The following is a 16,686-nucleotide window of genomic DNA, read 5'->3' as shown; positions in this document are numbered from 1 at the left end:
AGAATATTCCTATATTTCAAATAAATATTTTTGGAATGTTGTGTTCTCATTACGCATTTGATATATTTACTTTGAAGATCATTAAAATCTAGAAAAAGAGGCGGACGTATGGATAAAAAAGAAAATACGGTCGTATTGTTTCCGCAACTATCAGAACGCTATATTGATAAAGGTTTTTTAGCGTTGAAAGAGCGGGAATTCGAAGATGCATTGCGCTGCTTTGAAATATTACGTCAGTATAATGCAGAAACGGAACAAACAGAATTAGCTTCCGTTATTTGTTTGCTAGAATTAAAACGTATGGAAGAAGCGAAAGAAAAATGTGAGCAGTTGCTTGAAACAGGAGCTGTATTATTTGGTGATATTCTTGAAACGTATGTAACTATTTTAGTTCAAACAAATGATTATGAAGGTGTCATTGAAACTGTTGAGGAAGTTTTGCAAACGAAAGATATAATTCCTGAGCAAAAGGAAAAATTGGCGCAGCTTGCTTTGTTTGCGCAAGGGATGCTGAATGAAGAAGATAAACCGCTAGTGGATTCGAATTTTGAATTAGAAGAATTTACCGATGGGCTTTTTGGAGAAAACTTTGGTCAAAAGCTAAGAGTGATCCAGAAACTTTCGTTAAAAGACCTGGATCTCGCACTTCCTACTTTAAAGAAATTTTTAATAGACGAAGATCAGCATCCTTATTTAAAAACTTCTATTTTGTATAAAATGGTAGAAAATCAAATAGAAGAAGAGATAGAAGTAGAGAAGTTTGGAAATACGATAAAGGTGATTCCAGCATTTACAGGTCATAATGAGGAGCAATCCGATAAAATTATACATAAATTCTCAAACCGATTAGAGCAAAATTATCCAGATATATTTAGTACGATGGTTACATACTGGAAAGAATTACAAATTAGCGTTTTTCCGTTCCCTCTATTAATGGATAAAGTAGAAATTTGGGCTGCTGTCTTAGAGAGAATTGGAAGAAAGCGTTTCGGATTGGCTATTGATGAAGAAGAACTTATGACAGCATACAATATTGAGTTTGAGGAATTTCATATTGCCTATCAATGGTTACTGCGCATTGAAAGAGAAGGGTATTTGCCCGTATAATTATGAAAAAGAATCGTTCAGTTATTGAAACGAGCACATTCTATGTTATAATGTAAGGGTTGCAAAAGGCAGAAATCTGCCTGTTTGTAAGAGAAGAGGAGTATAATTCTCTTACTTAATATGTTTCATATTAGTCTCGAACAAAATATACCGTAGTTGTCTTTTAGACAATTAGTAGATTGGAACATTGTATCTGAAAGCTTTTTGCTAGAGGGTTATTTGTACATTTGTTATTTCAAGAAAGAGATAATAAAAATTTTGATCTATAAAGGTATGTGCATACATTATTATAGTTGGAGGGAAAGAATAAATGTCTACAAAATGGGAAAAATTAGAAGGTAACGTTGGCGTTTTAACAATCGAAGTTGATGCTAAAGAAGTAAATAACTCTATCGACGCTGCATTCAAAAAAGTAGTAAAAACAATTAATGTACCAGGTTTCCGTAAAGGGAAAATGCCTCGTCCATTATTCGAACAACGCTTTGGTATTGAATCTTTATACCAAGATGCTTTAGATATCATCTTACCAAAAGCATACGGTGAAGCAATCGATGAAGCTGGTATCTTCCCAGTTGCTCATCCTGAGATTGACATCGAGAAATTCGAAAAAGGCCAAAACTTAATTTTCACTGCAAAAGTTACTGTAAAACCTGAAGTTAAATTAGGTGATTACAAAGGTTTAGCAGTAGAAAAAGTTGAAACAACTGTAACTGACGAGGATGTAGAGAACGAAGTAAAAGCTTTACAAGAGCGTCAAGCTGAACTAGTTGTTAAAGAAGAAGGAACTGCTGCAGATGGTGATACAGCTGTAATCGACTTCGAAGGTTTCGTTGATGGCGAAGCATTTGAAGGCGGAAAAGGCGAAAACTATTCTCTTGCAATCGGTTCTGGTACTTTCATCCCAGGTTTCGAAGAGCAAGTAATTGGTCTTAAATCTGGTGATTCTAAAGAAGTTGAAGTATCATTCCCAGAAGAGTACCATGCTGCTGAATTAGCTGGTAAACCAGCAACATTCAAAGTAACAATTCACGAAATCAAAACAAAAGAGCTTCCTGAGTTAAACGACGAGTTCGCTAAAGAGGCTGACGAAGAAGTTGCAACTCTTGATGAATTAAAAACAAAACTTCGTACAAACTTAGAAGAAGGCAAAAAGCACGAAGCTGAGCACAAAGTACGTGACGAAGTAGTAGAATTAGCTGCTGCTAACGCTGAAATCGACATTCCAGAAGCTATGATCGACACTGAGTTAGATCGTATGGTTCGTGAATTCGAGCAACGTTTAAGCCAACAAGGTATGAACCTTGAGCTTTACTACCAATTCACAGGTACTGACGCTGACAAATTAAAAGAGCAAATGAAAGAGGACGCACAAAAACGTGTAAGAATCAATCTTGTTCTTGAAGCTATCATTGAAGCTGAAAACATCGAAGTTACTGAAGAAGAAGTAACTGCAGAAGTTGAAAAAATGGCTGAAATGTACGGTATGCCAGTAGACGCTATCAAGCAAGCTCTTGGAAGCGTAGACGCTTTATCTGAAGATCTTAAAGTGCGTAAAGCTGTAGACTTCTTAGTAGACAACGCTGCATAATAAAATAACAAGGCGCGATTTTAATCGTGCCTTGTTTTATAAATATAGAAATATATTTATAAAACTTTTCGATGAAGAAGGAAAAGTGCCTTTGTAAGTCGAATATACATATTTCAAAAGTTTTAAAATTTTTTTATTTGTACATAACTAGTCATATTATTTGTATTTCTCGCTACGTAGTGACATAATATGTATTTACATACGATACATTTATCGTGTACATACGAAGGCAAGAGGTTAGCACTTTGTAAGGGGTGTGAAAATATGTTTAAATTTAATGATGAAAAAGGTCAATTAAAATGTTCTTTCTGTGGTAAAACACAAACGCAAGTTCGAAAGTTAGTTGCAGGTCCAGGTGTTTACATTTGTGACGAGTGTATCGAGCTTTGTACTGAAATTGTACAAGAGGAGCTTGCGAAGGACGAAGAAGTAGAATTCAAAGATGTACCGAAACCGGTAGAAATTCGTGAAATCTTAGATGAGTATGTCATCGGACAAGATAACGCGAAAAAAGCACTAGCGGTAGCGGTATATAACCATTACAAACGCATTAATTCTAACAGCAAAATTGATGATGTAGAATTAGCGAAGAGTAATATTTCACTTATTGGGCCAACTGGTAGTGGTAAAACATTATTGGCACAAACATTAGCGCGTATTTTAAATGTTCCATTTGCAATCGCGGACGCAACATCTTTAACAGAAGCTGGATACGTTGGGGAAGATGTAGAAAACATCTTACTAAAACTAATTCAAGCGGCTGATTACGATGTAGAAAAAGCGGAAAAAGGAATTATTTATATTGATGAGATTGATAAAGTGGCACGTAAGTCCGAAAATCCATCAATTACACGTGATGTATCTGGTGAAGGTGTACAGCAGGCGCTTCTGAAAATTTTAGAAGGTACTGTAGCAAGCGTTCCACCTCAAGGTGGTCGTAAGCACCCGCATCAAGAGTTTATTCAAATTGATACAACGAACATCCTATTCATTTGTGGTGGAGCGTTTGATGGCATCGAGCCTATTATTAAACGTCGCCTTGGTGAGAAAGTAATTGGATTTGGTGCTGAGAAGAAAAATGCTGATGTAAATGAGAAGCATGTTTTATCTCACGTTTTACCAGAGGATCTTTTAAGATTCGGTTTAATTCCGGAGTTTATCGGTCGTCTTCCAGTTATTGCGAACCTAGAGCCGCTTGATGAAGATGCTCTTGTAGATATTTTAACTAAACCGAAAAATGCACTTGTTAAGCAATTCCAAAAATTATTGGAGCTTGACGATGTTGAGTTAGAGTTTGAAGAAGGTGCACTAGTTGAGATTGCGAAAAAAGCAATTGAACGTAAAACAGGTGCTCGTGGACTTCGTTCTATTATTGAAGGCTTGATGCTTGATGTAATGTTCGAACTTCCATCTCGCAAAGATATCGAGAAGTGTATTCTTACGAAAGAAACAGTAGCTGATAATGAACCGCCGAAATTGGTGTTACAAGACGGTACTGTACTTGATACAAAAACATCTGCATAATGCGAAGAAGAAACAGCAATTTTTATAATTGCTGTTTTTCTTTATGTTTAGCACTATTCCTCCCAGGAAATACTAAAAGGTAAAACATAGCGGGAGGAAATGAATTATGAGCTGGACAAATATATTTTTACTTGTTCAACTTGTTTTTGGCGTAATTGTCGGATTGTATTTTTGGCATTTACTTCGAAATCAGCGAACACAAAAAGTTTCAATTGATCGAGAATCGAAAAAAGAATTAGAGCAGCTTCGTAAAATGCGTGAGGTTTCTTTAACAGAGCCGCTTGCGGAAAAGGTACGTCCTACATCCTTTATAGACATTGTAGGGCAAGAAGACGGGATTAAGTCGTTAAAAGCGGCTCTTTGTGGTCCTAATCCGCAACATGTGATCATATACGGTCCGCCAGGTGTCGGAAAGACAGCGGCAGCACGCCTTGTATTAGAAGAAGCGAAACGAAATCCGAAATCTCCATTTCGTACAAATGCAACATTTATCGAACTTGATGCGACGACAGCTAGGTTTGATGAGCGTGGTATTGCGGATCCATTAATTGGTTCAGTGCATGATCCTATTTATCAAGGAGCAGGTGCAATGGGACAAGCGGGTATCCCGCAACCGAAAAAAGGGGCTGTAACAGATGCGCATGGTGGTATTTTGTTCATTGATGAGATTGGTGAATTACATCCAATTCAAATGAATAAAATGCTAAAGGTGTTAGAAGATCGGAAAGTATTTTTGGAAAGTGCGTATTATAGTGAAGAAAATTCGATGATTCCAACGTATATACATGATATTTTTCAAAAAGGTTTACCTGCAGATTTTCGCTTAGTTGGTGCAACGACACGTTCACCAGAGGAAATTCCTCCTGCAATTAGGTCGCGTTGTTTAGAAGTGTTCTTCCGTGAGTTAGATACAGAAGAAATTCAAAAAGTAGCGAAAAATGCAGCTGACAAAGTGGAGATGCAAGTAGGTGAGAACGGTATCGAAATGATTGGAATGTATGCAAGAAATGGACGAGAAGCAATTAATCTCGTGCAAATTTCTGCTGGTATGGCGATAAATGAAGAACGACCTTTCATTAAAGATGAAGATATTGAGTGGGTTGTTCATTCTAGTCAGCTTACACCAAAGTACGAAAAACGTATTTATCCAATTCCGAGAATCGGTCTTGTGAACGGGCTTGCTGTATATGGGCCGAATACAGGTGCGTTATTAGAAATTGAGGTAACAGCTATTCCTGCGAAAGATAAAGGATCAGTAAATGTCACTGGAATTGTAGAAGAGGAAAGTATTGGAAATCAAACGAAATCGATTCGTCGAAAAAGTATGGCGAAAGGTTCTGTTGATAATGTGTTAACAGTACTTCGTTCTCTAGATGTGTTGCCAGAAGGATATGATATACATATTAATTTTCCTGGTGGTATCCCGATTGATGGTCCTTCAGCAGGTATTGCTATGGCAACAGGTGTCTATTCAGCAGTGCATCGTACGTATGTGAATAATGAAGTAGCGATGACAGGTGAGATAAGTATCCACGGAGAAGTGAAACCTATTGGTGGTGTGTACGCAAAAATAAAAGCTGCGAAAAAAGCGGGAGCTAAGAAAGTCATCATTCCGGCTGAAAACATGCAACCATTTTTGTATACAATAAAGGGAATTGAGATCATTCCTGTTCGCAAATTAAAAGAAGTATTTGAATTAACATTTATGCAGGAAAATATGCATCGTGAGCTTGATGCACATAATGATTTGGACGAAACAGATGCACAATCAATGTGAGAATATACAATAATAAAAATTTGCCAGACTTCGTTTAAGTTTGTATGCTTAAGCGGAGTCTTTTTTCTTTTCGTGAGGCACAAAAAAACAGGGGATTAACAATTGCGAAGAATCTCTGCAATTGCATCTAGATGTATTGTAATATAAAATAGTTGAACAGGAGTTTAATTTATTATGGAGGTGCTATGTCTAGTATGAATACGAATGAAAGAATTGTGCCCCTCCTACCATTAAGAGGCATTCTCGTATATCCAACGATGGTTCTGCATCTTGATGTAGGACGTGATAAATCGATACAAGCACTAGAGCAGGCGGCAATGGATGAAAATATCATCTTTTTAGCAATGCAAAAAGAAATGAATATCGACGATCCGAAAGAAGATGACATATATAGTGTAGGTACAGTGGCGAAAGTGAAGCAAATGTTAAAATTGCCGAACGGTACGCTTCGTGTCCTTGTAGAAGGTTTACATAGAGCAGAAGTAGTAGAGTTTATCGAAGAAGAAAATATAGTGCAAGTTTCTATTAAAACGGTAACGGAAGAAGTAGAAGATGATTTAGAAGAGAAGGCTCTTATGCGTACGTTACTGGAGCATTTCGAACAATATATTAAAGTTTCGAAAAAAGTTTCAAATGAAACATTTGCAACGGTAGCTGATGTAGAAGAACCGGGAAGACTAGCTGATTTAATTGCTTCTCACTTACCGATTAAAACGAAGCAGAAACAAGAGATTTTAGAGATTGTATCTGTGAAAGAACGACTACATACACTTATTTCAATTATTCAAGATGAACAAGAGTTACTTAGCCTAGAAAAGAAAATTGGACAAAAAGTGAAACGTTCAATGGAGCGCACGCAAAAAGAATATTTCTTACGTGAGCAAATGAAGGCAATTCAAACTGAACTTGGTGATAAAGAAGGCAAGGGCGGGGAAGTTGAAGAACTTCGTGAGAAAATTGAACAGTCAGGAATGCCTGAAGAAACAATGCAGGCTGCACTGAAAGAATTAGATCGTTATGAAAAATTACCTGTAAGTTCTGCTGAGAGTGGTGTCATTCGTAATTATATTGATTGGTTATTAGCTCTCCCATGGACAACAGCAACAGAGGATATGATTGACCTCACTCATTCGGAAGAAATTTTAAATAAAGATCATTATGGTCTTGAAAAAGTGAAAGAGCGAGTACTTGAATATTTAGCTGTACAGAAGTTAACGAATTCATTAAAAGGGCCAATTCTTTGTCTAGTAGGACCTCCTGGGGTTGGGAAAACTTCGTTAGCACGTTCTATTGCAACATCGTTAAATCGTAATTTTGTACGTGTTTCTCTTGGTGGTGTGCGTGATGAATCTGAAATTCGTGGTCACCGTCGTACATATGTAGGAGCGATGCCAGGACGTATTATTCAAGGTATGAAAAAGGCGAAAACAGTTAATCCAGTCTTCTTATTAGATGAGATTGATAAAATGTCTAACGATTTCAGGGGAGACCCATCAGCGGCGTTACTTGAAGTGTTAGATCCAGAACAAAACCATAACTTCAGTGATCATTACATTGAAGAGCCATATGATTTATCGAAAGTTATGTTCGTTGCAACTGCTAATACACTTGCAAGTGTTCCAGGCCCATTGCTTGACCGTATGGAAATCATTTCGATTGCTGGTTATACAGAACTTGAAAAGGTGCATATTGCTCGTGAGCACTTATTGCCGAAACAATTAAAAGAGCACGGTTTGCGAAAAGGTAATTTGCAAGTACGTGATGAAGCGCTTCTTGAAATTATTCGTTATTATACACGCGAGGCTGGTGTTCGTACGTTAGAGCGTCAAATTGCAAAAGTTTGCCGTAAAGCAGCAAAAATTATCGTTACAGCAGAACGCAAGCGCATTGTTGTAACAGAGAAAAATATTGTTGATTTACTTGGTAAGCATATATTCCGTTATGGTCAAGCTGAAAAAACAGACCAAGTTGGTATGGCAACAGGTTTAGCTTACACAGCAGCGGGCGGCGATACACTTGCAATTGAAGTGTCTGTAGCGCCAGGAAAAGGGAAATTAATTTTAACAGGGAAACTTGGGGATGTTATGAAAGAATCCGCACAAGCCGCGTTTAGCTATATTCGTTCTCGTGCAGAAGAACTTCATATTGATCCGGATTTCCATGAGAAAAACGATATTCATATTCATGTTCCAGAAGGAGCAGTTCCAAAAGATGGACCGTCAGCAGGTATTACGATGGCAACGGCACTTATTTCTGCACTAACAGGTATTCCTGTAAGTAAAGAAGTTGGTATGACAGGTGAAATTACACTTCGTGGTCGTGTATTACCGATTGGTGGTTTGAAAGAAAAAACATTAAGTGCTCACCGCGCGGGATTAACAAAAATTATTTTACCGGCGGAAAATGAGAAAGATTTAGATGATATTCCAGAGAGCGTAAAAGAAAACCTTACGTTTGTGCTTGCATCTCATTTAGACGAAGTATTGGAGCACGCATTAGTAGGAGTGAAACAATGAAAGTAACAAAAGCAGATATTGTAATTAGTGCCGTTAAACCGGAACAATATCCAGACAGTGATTTACCAGAAATTGCCTTAGCAGGTCGTTCTAATGTCGGGAAGTCTTCCTTTATTAATAAAATTTTAAATCGTAAAAAGTTAGTACGTATTTCTTCTAAACCAGGAAAAACGCAAACGCTGAACTTTTTCTTAATCAATGAAATGATGCATTTTGTTGACGTCCCAGGTTATGGATATGCGAAAGTATCTAAAACAGAGCGCGCGGCATGGGGCAGAATGATTGAGACTTACTTTACAACACGTACGCAATTAGACGCAGCTGTATTAGTAGTTGATTTACGTCACCAACCAACAAAAGATGACATTATGATGTATGATTTCTTAAAGCATTATGAAATCCCAACAATTATTATTGCAACGAAAGCCGATAAAATTCCGAAAGGGAAATGGCAAAAGCATTTAAAAGTTGTAAAAGAAACGCTTGCTGTTGAAATTGGCGATGAAATCGTTCTATTCTCTTCTGAAACAGGACTTGGAAAAGAAGAAGCATGGAAAGCAATTCATAAAATGACAAAAACAAAAAACGCGTGACGAATGTCGCGCGTTTTTTTTTATTTACTAAACTTTTAGCGTACGTTTAATGTAACTTCAATATTTCCTCTTGTTGCTTTAGAGTAAGGACATACACCGTGAGCGGCTTCTACAAGTTCTTGTGCTTCGGCATGAGAAACACCAGCAACATGTACGTCAAGTACAGCAGATAGTCCGAAACCACCATCTGTATCTTTACCGATAGAAACGTGTGCAGTCACTTCTGTACTTTCCACCTTCATACGTTTTGTACGAATTACAAGTTGCAATGCACTATCAAAGCAAGCCGCATAACCAGCTGCAAATAATTGTTCTGGATTTGTTGCTTCTCCGCCTGCGCCACCTAGTGCTTTTGGCATTTTTACATCAAGATTTAATATGCCATCATCTGAAACTACCTTACCGTTTCTTCCACCTGTTGCTGTTACTGAAGCAGTATATAATTTATCCATGTTTATTCCCCTTTTCTGTCATTAATTTTTTTCATTGTTTCAATTAATGTGTTTAATTGGATTAATAAAGAATGATATTCTTGCTCTGTAATTCCTAAATTTGTAGCCATCGTTGTTGGTAATGAACAAGCTATTTCTTTTAAATCTTTACCTTGTTCTGTTAATTCAATACAAACTTTTCGCTCGTCTTCTTTTGAACGAACACGTTGTACAAGTTTTAATGATTCCATCCGTTTTAACATAGGTGTTAAAGTACCAGAATCTAAAAATAGACGTTCTCCAATTTCTTTCACTGTTAGTCCGTCTTGTTCCCAGAGTACGAGTAAAGTAATGTACTGGGGATACGTAATGCCCATTTCTTCTAAATAGGGGCGGTAAAAACGGGTAACCTCTCTAGAACAAGCGTAAATAGAAAAACAAAGTTGGTTATCTAGATGCAAAGGATTTTCTTTCATAGGCAACTCCTTATATTTTTAAGTTGTGCACAATTTAATTTTGTAAAACCAATATAACGAAAAAGAAATACAATGTCAAATGCATTGCATCGAGAAAGTGAGTACTATATTTTGGAACAATCATACATATTTTCCTTCATGATGAAAGAAGATAGAAAAGATGATGTTATAATTAATATGGAATAGTTTCCATCACTTGATTATGAGGACTTTTTTTGGTAACGTACAAATAGAGTTATTATTTTATAATTATTATAAAGTAGAAAGTTCTTTATTAATCTTACTGAAGCTCCTTTATTACATATGGAGAATAAATAAAAAATAATCAGTTGTTCACACGATTGTCAGATTCATAAGAGGAAAGTTGTATTATGATAGTAGATAAAGTGATAAAACGGGTGAAGGGGGACATGCTGCGTGCATATTCTTGTTGTTAGTGTAAATTATCGAACAGCCCCTGTAGAATTTCGTGAGAAACTCACATTTCAGGCAGCAGAGCTAGAGCAAGCAATGACTACATTACAAAACCAAAAGAGCGTGCTAGAAAATGTCATTGTATCAACTTGTAATCGCACTGAGATTTACGCTGTTGTCGATCAATTACACACGGGACGGTATTACATTAAGAAGTTTTTAGCTGATTGGTTTCAGCTTGAAATAGAAGAAGTCGCACCATACTTGTCTATTTTTGAACAAGATGGCGCAATAGATCATTTATTCCGCGTAACATGCGGTTTGGATTCTATGGTTGTTGGAGAGACGCAAATTTTAGGTCAAATAAAAGATAGCTTTTTAGAAGCACAACAAGTAAAAGCGACAGGTACAATTTTTAATGAGTTGTTTAAGCAAGTGGTTACGTTAGCAAAACGTGCGCACTCAGAAACAACGATTGGTGAAAGTGCGATGTCTGTTAGTTATGCTGCTGTTGAGCTCGGAAAGAAAATATTTGGCGATTTAACAGATTGTCATGTACTTATTCTTGGTGCGGGTAAGATGGGTGAACTTGCACTGCAAAACTTATACGGAAGTGGAGCTCGTAAAGTAACGGTTATGAATAGGACGCTTACGAAAGCGGAAGTGATGGCTGAAAAATATATGGGACATGCAAAGCCTTTAAGTGAATTGCAATGTGCATTATTAGAAGCGGATATTTTAATTAGTTCAACGGGTGCATCAGAATATGTCATTACGAAAGAAATGATGACAAAAGTAGAGAGAATGCGCTCTGGTCGTCCGTTATTTATGGTTGATATTGCAGTACCACGTGATATTGATCCGGCGATTGATGAATTAGAAGGCTCTTTCTTATATGATATCGACGATCTGCAAGGTGTAGTTGAAGCAAACCGTGCTGAACGTTTAAAAGAAGCAGAGAAAATTCAATTTATGATTGAAGAAGAAATGGTTTTATTTAAAACGTGGTTAAGTACGCTAGGTGTTGTACCGTTAATATCAGCTCTTCGTGATAAAGCGCTAGCAATTCAAAGTGATACGATGGAAAGCCTTGAGCGAAAAATACCAAACCTTAGTGATCGTGAGAAAAAAGTAATTAGTAAACATACGAAAAGTATTATTAACCAATTGTTAAAAGACCCAATTTTAGTAGCTAAAGAATTAGCTGTTGAAGAGGGAGCTGGCGAAAAATTAGCTTTATTTGCGAAGATTTTTGATTTAGAAGTGGAAGAAGCGGGAAATACGGAAGAAGTAGAACATAAAAGAGCGTGGACACCATCCGTTCCATCTTTATAACTTGGAAGGATGATCGGATGAGTTTTTTAAATAACAGTATTATTTATCATATTGCAATTATTTTATATGCTTGTAGCATTAGTTTATATTTTATAGATTATTTCCAAAGTAACCGAAAGGCGAACCGCTTTGCTTTTTGGTTACTTTCGATTGTATGGGTTCTGCAGTCTATCTTTATGTTGCTTAGGGCTACAGATTCAGAAACGAATCCTATTTTAACTTTATTATCAGGGATTTATTTTTATGTTTGGTTATTGATTACGATGTCATTAGTCATTAATCGATTTATGCGTATTGACTTTTTAGTCTTTTTTACAAATGTTGTAGCATTTGGCGTAAGCGCTTTTTCTATTTTTACACCGCTCGGGAAGATGTCGCCAGTACTTGCAGAGCAACTAGTTTCAGAACTTGTATACGTGCATGTCGGTATGGCGATTATTTCTTATGCAACGTTTACTGTATCGTTTATTTTTTCTATTATGTATTTATTGCAATACCGACTATTAAAAAAGAAAAAGTGGAATGCGAGATTAAGAAGATTAGGAAATTTGCCGAAGCTTGAATCTATGTCTTACGGATTAAATTTATTTTCTGTTCCGTTTTTCTTATTAGCAATTATATTAGGATGCATATGGGGATATACAAAATTGGATAATTTCCATTGGTATGATACGAAAGTAATTGGGTCTTTTGTCGTTCTATTTGTATATTGCGTGGGCTTATATTTACGAGCGGCAGATGTGTTGCAAGGTAAGAAAATTGTGCAGTGGAATATCGGGGCATTTCTCGTAATGCTAGTTAACATTTTTCTATTAAGCAGTTTATCTAATTTCCACTTTTGGTATTTATAATGAGGAGAGAGAATTATGCGCAAAATTATTGTAGGTTCACGAAAGAGTAAACTAGCATTAACACAAACTAATTGGTTTATTGATCAATTAAAAGCGCTTGGTTTACCATATGAATTTGAAGTGAAAGAAATCGTCACAAAAGGTGATGTTATTTTAGATGTTACTCTTTCAAAAGTAGGCGGAAAAGGTTTATTTGTAAAGGAAATTGAACATGCGTTACTTACGAAAGAAATTGATATGGCTGTACATAGTATGAAAGATATGCCAGCTGTACTTCCAGATGGATTAACGATTGGTTGTACGCCAAAGCGCGTTGACCCTCGTGATGCTTTTATTTCTAAAAACGGAGAATCGTTTAAAGACTTAGCAGAAGGCGCGATCTTAGGAACGAGTAGTTTGAGACGTAGTGCACAACTACTAGCTGCGAGACCAGATTTACAAGTGAAATGGATTCGTGGGAATATCGATACACGCTTACGTAAGTTAAAAGATGAAGATTACGATGCAATTATTTTAGCGACAGCTGGATTACAGAGAATGGGCTGGGACGGAGAAGTTATTACAGAACATTTAGATGAAACGTTATGTGTACCAGCCGTAGGACAAGGTGCATTAGCGATTGAATGTCGTGAGGATGATACGGATTTACTTCAGTTGTTAGCGCATATTAATGATGCAGTAACAGAAAGAACAGTGGCTGCTGAACGAGTATTTCTTCATAAACTTGAAGGTGGATGCCAAGTTCCAATCGCTGGATATGCAACTCTTAAAGAAAATGATGCAATCGAATTAACAGCGCTTGTCGGTTCTATGGACGGTTCTGTTTTATTGAAAGAGATAGTAGTAGGCAATGATCCGAAGCAAGTTGGATTAGAGGCTGCGGACCGTTTAATTAAACAAGGAGCAAAAGAGCTCATCCTTGCTGCAAATAAGGAGCAACAATAAATATGAACGCTCTCGCTGGCAAAACATTATTGATTACACGTGCCCAGCATCAAGCGAAACAAATGAGTGTAGCAGTGAAAGAAAGGAGCGGAATTCCATTGGAAATTCCGCTTTTGCGTATGAAAGGCACATCTCATAGGCAAATTCAACGTATAACAAGGCAACTACATTCGTATGACTGGGTTATTTTTACGAGTAAAAATGGTGTAGCTTTTTTTCTAGATGGTTTAGAAACAAAAATACCATTAACTATTAAAATCGCTGCGGTAGGCGTGAAAACAAAATTAGAGTTAGAAAAAAGGGGCTATCAAGTTCATTTTGTTCCGACCTCGTTTGTTGCAGAAACATTTGCCGAAGAGTTTCTAAAAGAATTAAGTGGAAACGAGCGTATTTTATTTCCGAAAGGGAATTTAGCAAGAGATGTAATCCCGGTTAAACTTAGGGAGTTTGGTGTTTTTCTAGATGAGTTAATTGTATATGGTACGAAGGTGAATGTAGAGAAAAAACAAGAACTTATAACAGCATTGAAATTAGGAGAAGTAAATATTATTACATTTACGAGCCCTTCAACTGTTGATAGTTTTGTTCGTTTACTTGAGGGTACAAACTGGAGAGAATGGACGAAAAAATGTACAATTGCTTGTATAGGGCCTATTACGGAAAAAGAGGCGAACCTCTATTTTCCACATGTTATTGTGCCAAAAGAGTACACTGTAGAAGCATTACTGCAATGCATTTGTGAATCTATAAAATAAAAGAATGGGGATAGAAATCTATGAATTCTTTACAATTTAATCGTCATCGTCGTTTAAGACAAAGCGGGGGCATGCGTGCGCTTGTACGTGAAACATTTTTACATACAGAAGATTTTATTTACCCTATTTTTGTATTAGAAGGAGAAAATACTCGTAATGAAGTTCCTTCTATGCCAGGCGTATATCAAATGTCTTTAGATTTATTGCAAGCTGAAATGCAAGAGGTCGTTGATTTAGGTATTCGTTCTGTTATTGTATTTGGTTTACCTGCTGAAAAGGACGAAGTTGGATCATCGGCATATTGTGAGCATGGAATTGTACAGCGTGCAATTAAGCAAATTAAAGATGAGTTCCCAGAGCTAGTAGTAGTTGCAGATACATGTTTATGTCAATTCACAAGCCATGGTCATTGCGGTGTTATTGAAGATGGCGTTATTTTAAATGATGAGTCTCTTGCAGCTCTTGCAAAAACAGCTGTAAGTCAAGCGAAAGCAGGGGCAGACATTATTGCACCATCTAACATGATGGACGGATTTGTAACAGCAATTCGCCATGCATTAGATGAAAATGGTTTGGCGCACGTACCAGTTATGTCGTACGCTGTGAAATATTCATCAGCATTTTACGGACCGTTCCGTGATGCAGCACACGGTGCACCGCAGTTTGGTGACCGTAAAACATATCAAATGGACCCAGCGAACCGTATGGAAGCATTCCGTGAAGCAGAATCAGATGTAATGGAAGGGGCCGACTTCTTAATTGTAAAGCCAGCTCTTTCTTATCTAGATATCGTTCGTGATGTGAAAAATAACTTTAACTTACCAGTCGTTGCTTATAACGTAAGTGGTGAATATTCGATGATTAAAGCAGCAGCGCAAAATGGTTGGATTAATGAAAAAGAAGTTGTACTTGAGAAATTAATTAGCATGAAACGCGCAGGAGCAGACTTGATTATTACGTATCATGCAAAAGATGCAGCAAGATGGTTACAAGAAGGAGGCGCTAAATAATGAAAAAATTTGATAAGTCGATTGCGGCGTTTGAAGAGGCTCAAAATTTAATGCCTGGAGGCGTAAACAGCCCTGTTCGTGCTTTTAAGTCTGTTGGTATGAATCCGCTGTTTATGGAGCGCGGAAAAGGCTCTAAAGTATATGATATCGATGGGAATGAATACATCGATTACGTATTATCGTGGGGACCTTTAATTCATGGTCATGCGAATGATCGTGTTGTTGAGGCTTTAAAAGCTGTTGCTGAAAAAGGAACAAGCTTTGGTGCACCAACAGAAATTGAAAATAAATTAGCGCAGCTTGTTATTGAGCGTGTACCATCAATTGAGATTGTGCGTATGGTTAACTCTGGAACAGAGGCGACAATGAGTGCACTACGTTTAGCTCGTGGTTACACTGGACGTAACAAAATTTTGAAATTCATTGGTTGTTATCACGGTCATGGTGATTCTTTATTGATTAAAGCAGGTTCGGGTGTAGCAACGCTAGGTTTACCAGATAGCCCTGGTGTACCAGAAGGTGTAGCGAAAAATACGATTACAGTAGCGTATAACGATTTAGAAAGTGTAAAATATGCTTTCGAACAATTCGGTGATGACATCGCTTGTATAATTGTAGAACCAGTGGCAGGGAATATGGGTGTTGTTCCCCCGCAACCAGGGTTTTTAGAAGGACTTCGTGAAGTGACAGAGCAAAACGGTGCACTACTTATTTTTGATGAAGTAATGACAGGATTCCGTGTTGCTTATAATTGTGGACAAGGTTATTACGGTGTAACTCCTGACTTAACTTGTTTAGGTAAAGTAATCGGTGGTGGCTTGCCGGTAGGAGCATACGGTGGGAAGGCAGAGATTATGCGTCAAGTTGCACCAAGCGGACCGATTTACCAAGCTGGAACATTATCGGGTAATCCACTTGCAATGACAGCAGGTTATGAAACGTTAGTGCAGTTAACGCCAGAATCATATGTGGAATTTGAGCGTAAAGCAGAAATATTAGAGGCTGGACTACGTAAGGCAGCTGAAAAGCATAATATCCCGCATCACATTAATCGTGCAGGTTCTATGATTGGTATTTTCTTTACGGATGAGCAAGTTATTAATTATGATGCAGCAAAATCTTCAAACTTAGAATTCTTTGCAGCTTACTATCGTGAAATGGTAGAACAAGGTGTATTTTTACCACCTTCTCAATTTGAAGGTTTATTCTTATCGACAGCACATAGTGATGCAGATATTGAGGCGACAATTGCAGCGGCCGAAATTGCAATGTCAAAATTAAAAGCATAATTTCTTAGAGAAAATCGCTTTCCATTAGGGGAGCGATTTTTTTTATTCATAAAGTAGCCTTAGGGAACATAAATC

14 protein-coding genes are annotated in these 16,686 nt (G+C 37.2%); 12 read left to right on the top strand and 2 right to left on the bottom strand.

Annotated elements, in window-relative coordinates; all coding sequences use genetic code 11:
- Positions 1-108 precede the first annotated feature (108 nt).
- The 6 genes from ABH960_RS05485 (at position 109) to yihA (ending at position 9,105) form a co-directional block, all read left to right on the top strand.
- Positions 109-1,107 (top strand): hypothetical protein, encoded by a 999-nt coding sequence (locus tag ABH960_RS05485; RefSeq protein ID WP_002067360.1) that lies wholly within the window; start codon positions 109-111, stop codon positions 1,105-1,107.
- Between the two features lie 310 nt (positions 1,108-1,417).
- Complete coding sequence (gene tig / locus ABH960_RS05480) at positions 1,418-2,695, top strand: trigger factor (RefSeq protein ID WP_404443434.1); 1,278 nt, start codon at positions 1,418-1,420, stop codon at positions 2,693-2,695.
- A 264-nt stretch (positions 2,696-2,959) separates the two neighbouring features.
- Positions 2,960-4,219, top strand: a complete 1,260-nt coding sequence (clpX, locus tag ABH960_RS05475) for an ATP-dependent protease ATP-binding subunit ClpX (RefSeq protein WP_000472285.1) — start codon at positions 2,960-2,962, stop codon at positions 4,217-4,219.
- A 106-nt stretch (positions 4,220-4,325) separates the two neighbouring features.
- Positions 4,326-5,996: an ATP-dependent protease LonB gene (gene lonB / locus ABH960_RS05470; protein WP_002034202.1), complete on the top strand. Its 1,671-nt coding sequence runs from the start codon at positions 4,326-4,328 to the stop codon at positions 5,994-5,996.
- 185 nt (positions 5,997-6,181) lie between these two features.
- Positions 6,182-8,512 (top strand): endopeptidase La, encoded by a 2,331-nt coding sequence (gene lon / locus ABH960_RS05465; RefSeq protein ID WP_002067361.1) that lies wholly within the window; start codon positions 6,182-6,184, stop codon positions 8,510-8,512.
- Positions 8,509-9,105 carry a ribosome biogenesis GTP-binding protein YihA/YsxC gene (yihA, locus tag ABH960_RS05460; RefSeq protein WP_002088829.1) on the top strand — a complete coding sequence of 199 codons (597 nt, stop codon included), beginning with the start codon at positions 8,509-8,511 and terminating at the stop codon, positions 9,103-9,105. Before lon ends, yihA begins: the two co-directional genes overlap by 4 nt.
- A 35-nt stretch (positions 9,106-9,140) precedes the next feature.
- Here yihA and ABH960_RS05455 read toward each other — a convergent pair whose 3' ends face one another.
- Together ABH960_RS05455 and ABH960_RS05450 are read right to left on the bottom strand one after the other, a co-directional pair.
- Positions 9,141-9,557 (bottom strand): organic hydroperoxide resistance protein, encoded by a 417-nt coding sequence (locus tag ABH960_RS05455; protein ID WP_002015349.1) that lies wholly within the window; start codon positions 9,555-9,557, stop codon positions 9,141-9,143.
- A gap of 2 nt (positions 9,558-9,559) precedes the next feature.
- Positions 9,560-10,012: a MarR family winged helix-turn-helix transcriptional regulator gene (locus ABH960_RS05450; RefSeq protein WP_002015350.1), complete on the bottom strand. Its 453-nt coding sequence runs from the start codon at positions 10,010-10,012 to the stop codon at positions 9,560-9,562.
- 417 nt (positions 10,013-10,429) lie between these two features.
- Here ABH960_RS05450 and hemA point away from each other — a divergent pair, with 417 nt between their 5' ends.
- From hemA to hemL, 6 genes are read left to right on the top strand one after another with little or no spacing between them, the layout of a single operon-like run.
- Entirely contained in the window at positions 10,430-11,761 is a 1,332-nt protein-coding gene (gene hemA, locus ABH960_RS05445) for a glutamyl-tRNA reductase (RefSeq protein ID WP_002034196.1), read from the top strand.
- A gap of 17 nt (positions 11,762-11,778) precedes the next feature.
- Positions 11,779-12,612, top strand: a complete 834-nt coding sequence (locus tag ABH960_RS05440) for a cytochrome c biogenesis protein (RefSeq protein WP_002015354.1) — start codon at positions 11,779-11,781, stop codon at positions 12,610-12,612.
- 15 nt (positions 12,613-12,627) lie between these two features.
- Entirely contained in the window at positions 12,628-13,557 is a 930-nt protein-coding gene (gene hemC / locus ABH960_RS05435; protein WP_002034194.1) for a hydroxymethylbilane synthase, read from the top strand.
- Positions 13,558-13,559: 2 nt separating this feature from the next.
- Positions 13,560-14,312 carry a uroporphyrinogen-III synthase gene (gene hemD, locus ABH960_RS05430; protein WP_404443425.1) on the top strand — a complete coding sequence of 251 codons (753 nt, stop codon included), beginning with the start codon at positions 13,560-13,562 and terminating at the stop codon, positions 14,310-14,312.
- Between the two features lie 20 nt (positions 14,313-14,332).
- The gene (hemB, locus tag ABH960_RS05425; protein ID WP_404443422.1) at positions 14,333-15,322 is read left to right on the top strand and encodes a porphobilinogen synthase; all 990 of its coding nucleotides are present in this window, start codon (positions 14,333-14,335) and stop codon (positions 15,320-15,322) included.
- Entirely contained in the window at positions 15,322-16,611 is a 1,290-nt protein-coding gene (gene hemL / locus ABH960_RS05420) for a glutamate-1-semialdehyde 2,1-aminomutase (protein ID WP_002138492.1), read from the top strand. The genes hemB and hemL overlap by 1 nt, the downstream gene beginning before the upstream one ends.
- The last annotated feature ends 75 nt before the right edge of the window (positions 16,612-16,686 follow it).

Source organism: Bacillus sp. RC252, assembly GCF_044909215.1.
In the GTDB taxonomy this organism is placed as follows: Bacteria; Bacillota; Bacilli; order Bacillales; family Bacillaceae_G; genus Bacillus_A; species Bacillus_A mycoides.
The sequence above is the reverse complement of the archived record's forward strand: the minus strand, read 5'-3'. Positions and strand labels throughout refer to the sequence as shown.

Excerpts from the sequence above, each read along its gene's own strand:
- ABH960_RS05485 (WP_002067360.1), top strand. The coding sequence starts at position 109 with ATGGATAAAAAAGAAAATACGGTCGTATTGTTTCCGCAACTATCAGAA.
- tig (WP_404443434.1), top strand. The coding sequence starts at position 1,418 with ATGTCTACAAAATGGGAAAAATTAGAAGGTAACGTTGGCGTTTTAACA.
- clpX (WP_000472285.1), top strand. The coding sequence starts at position 2,960 with ATGTTTAAATTTAATGATGAAAAAGGTCAATTAAAATGTTCTTTCTGT.
- lonB (WP_002034202.1), top strand. The coding sequence starts at position 4,326 with ATGAGCTGGACAAATATATTTTTACTTGTTCAACTTGTTTTTGGCGTA.
- lon (WP_002067361.1), top strand. The coding sequence starts at position 6,182 with ATGTCTAGTATGAATACGAATGAAAGAATTGTGCCCCTCCTACCATTA.
- yihA (WP_002088829.1), top strand. The coding sequence starts at position 8,509 with ATGAAAGTAACAAAAGCAGATATTGTAATTAGTGCCGTTAAACCGGAA.
- ABH960_RS05455 (WP_002015349.1), bottom strand. The coding sequence starts at position 9,557 with ATGGATAAATTATATACTGCTTCAGTAACAGCAACAGGTGGAAGAAAC.
- ABH960_RS05450 (WP_002015350.1), bottom strand. The coding sequence starts at position 10,012 with ATGAAAGAAAATCCTTTGCATCTAGATAACCAACTTTGTTTTTCTATT.
- ABH960_RS05440 (WP_002015354.1), top strand. The coding sequence starts at position 11,779 with ATGAGTTTTTTAAATAACAGTATTATTTATCATATTGCAATTATTTTA.
- hemC (WP_002034194.1), top strand. The coding sequence starts at position 12,628 with ATGCGCAAAATTATTGTAGGTTCACGAAAGAGTAAACTAGCATTAACA.
- hemD (WP_404443425.1), top strand. The coding sequence starts at position 13,560 with ATGAACGCTCTCGCTGGCAAAACATTATTGATTACACGTGCCCAGCAT.
- hemB (WP_404443422.1), top strand. The coding sequence starts at position 14,333 with ATGAATTCTTTACAATTTAATCGTCATCGTCGTTTAAGACAAAGCGGG.
- hemL (WP_002138492.1), top strand. The coding sequence starts at position 15,322 with ATGAAAAAATTTGATAAGTCGATTGCGGCGTTTGAAGAGGCTCAAAAT.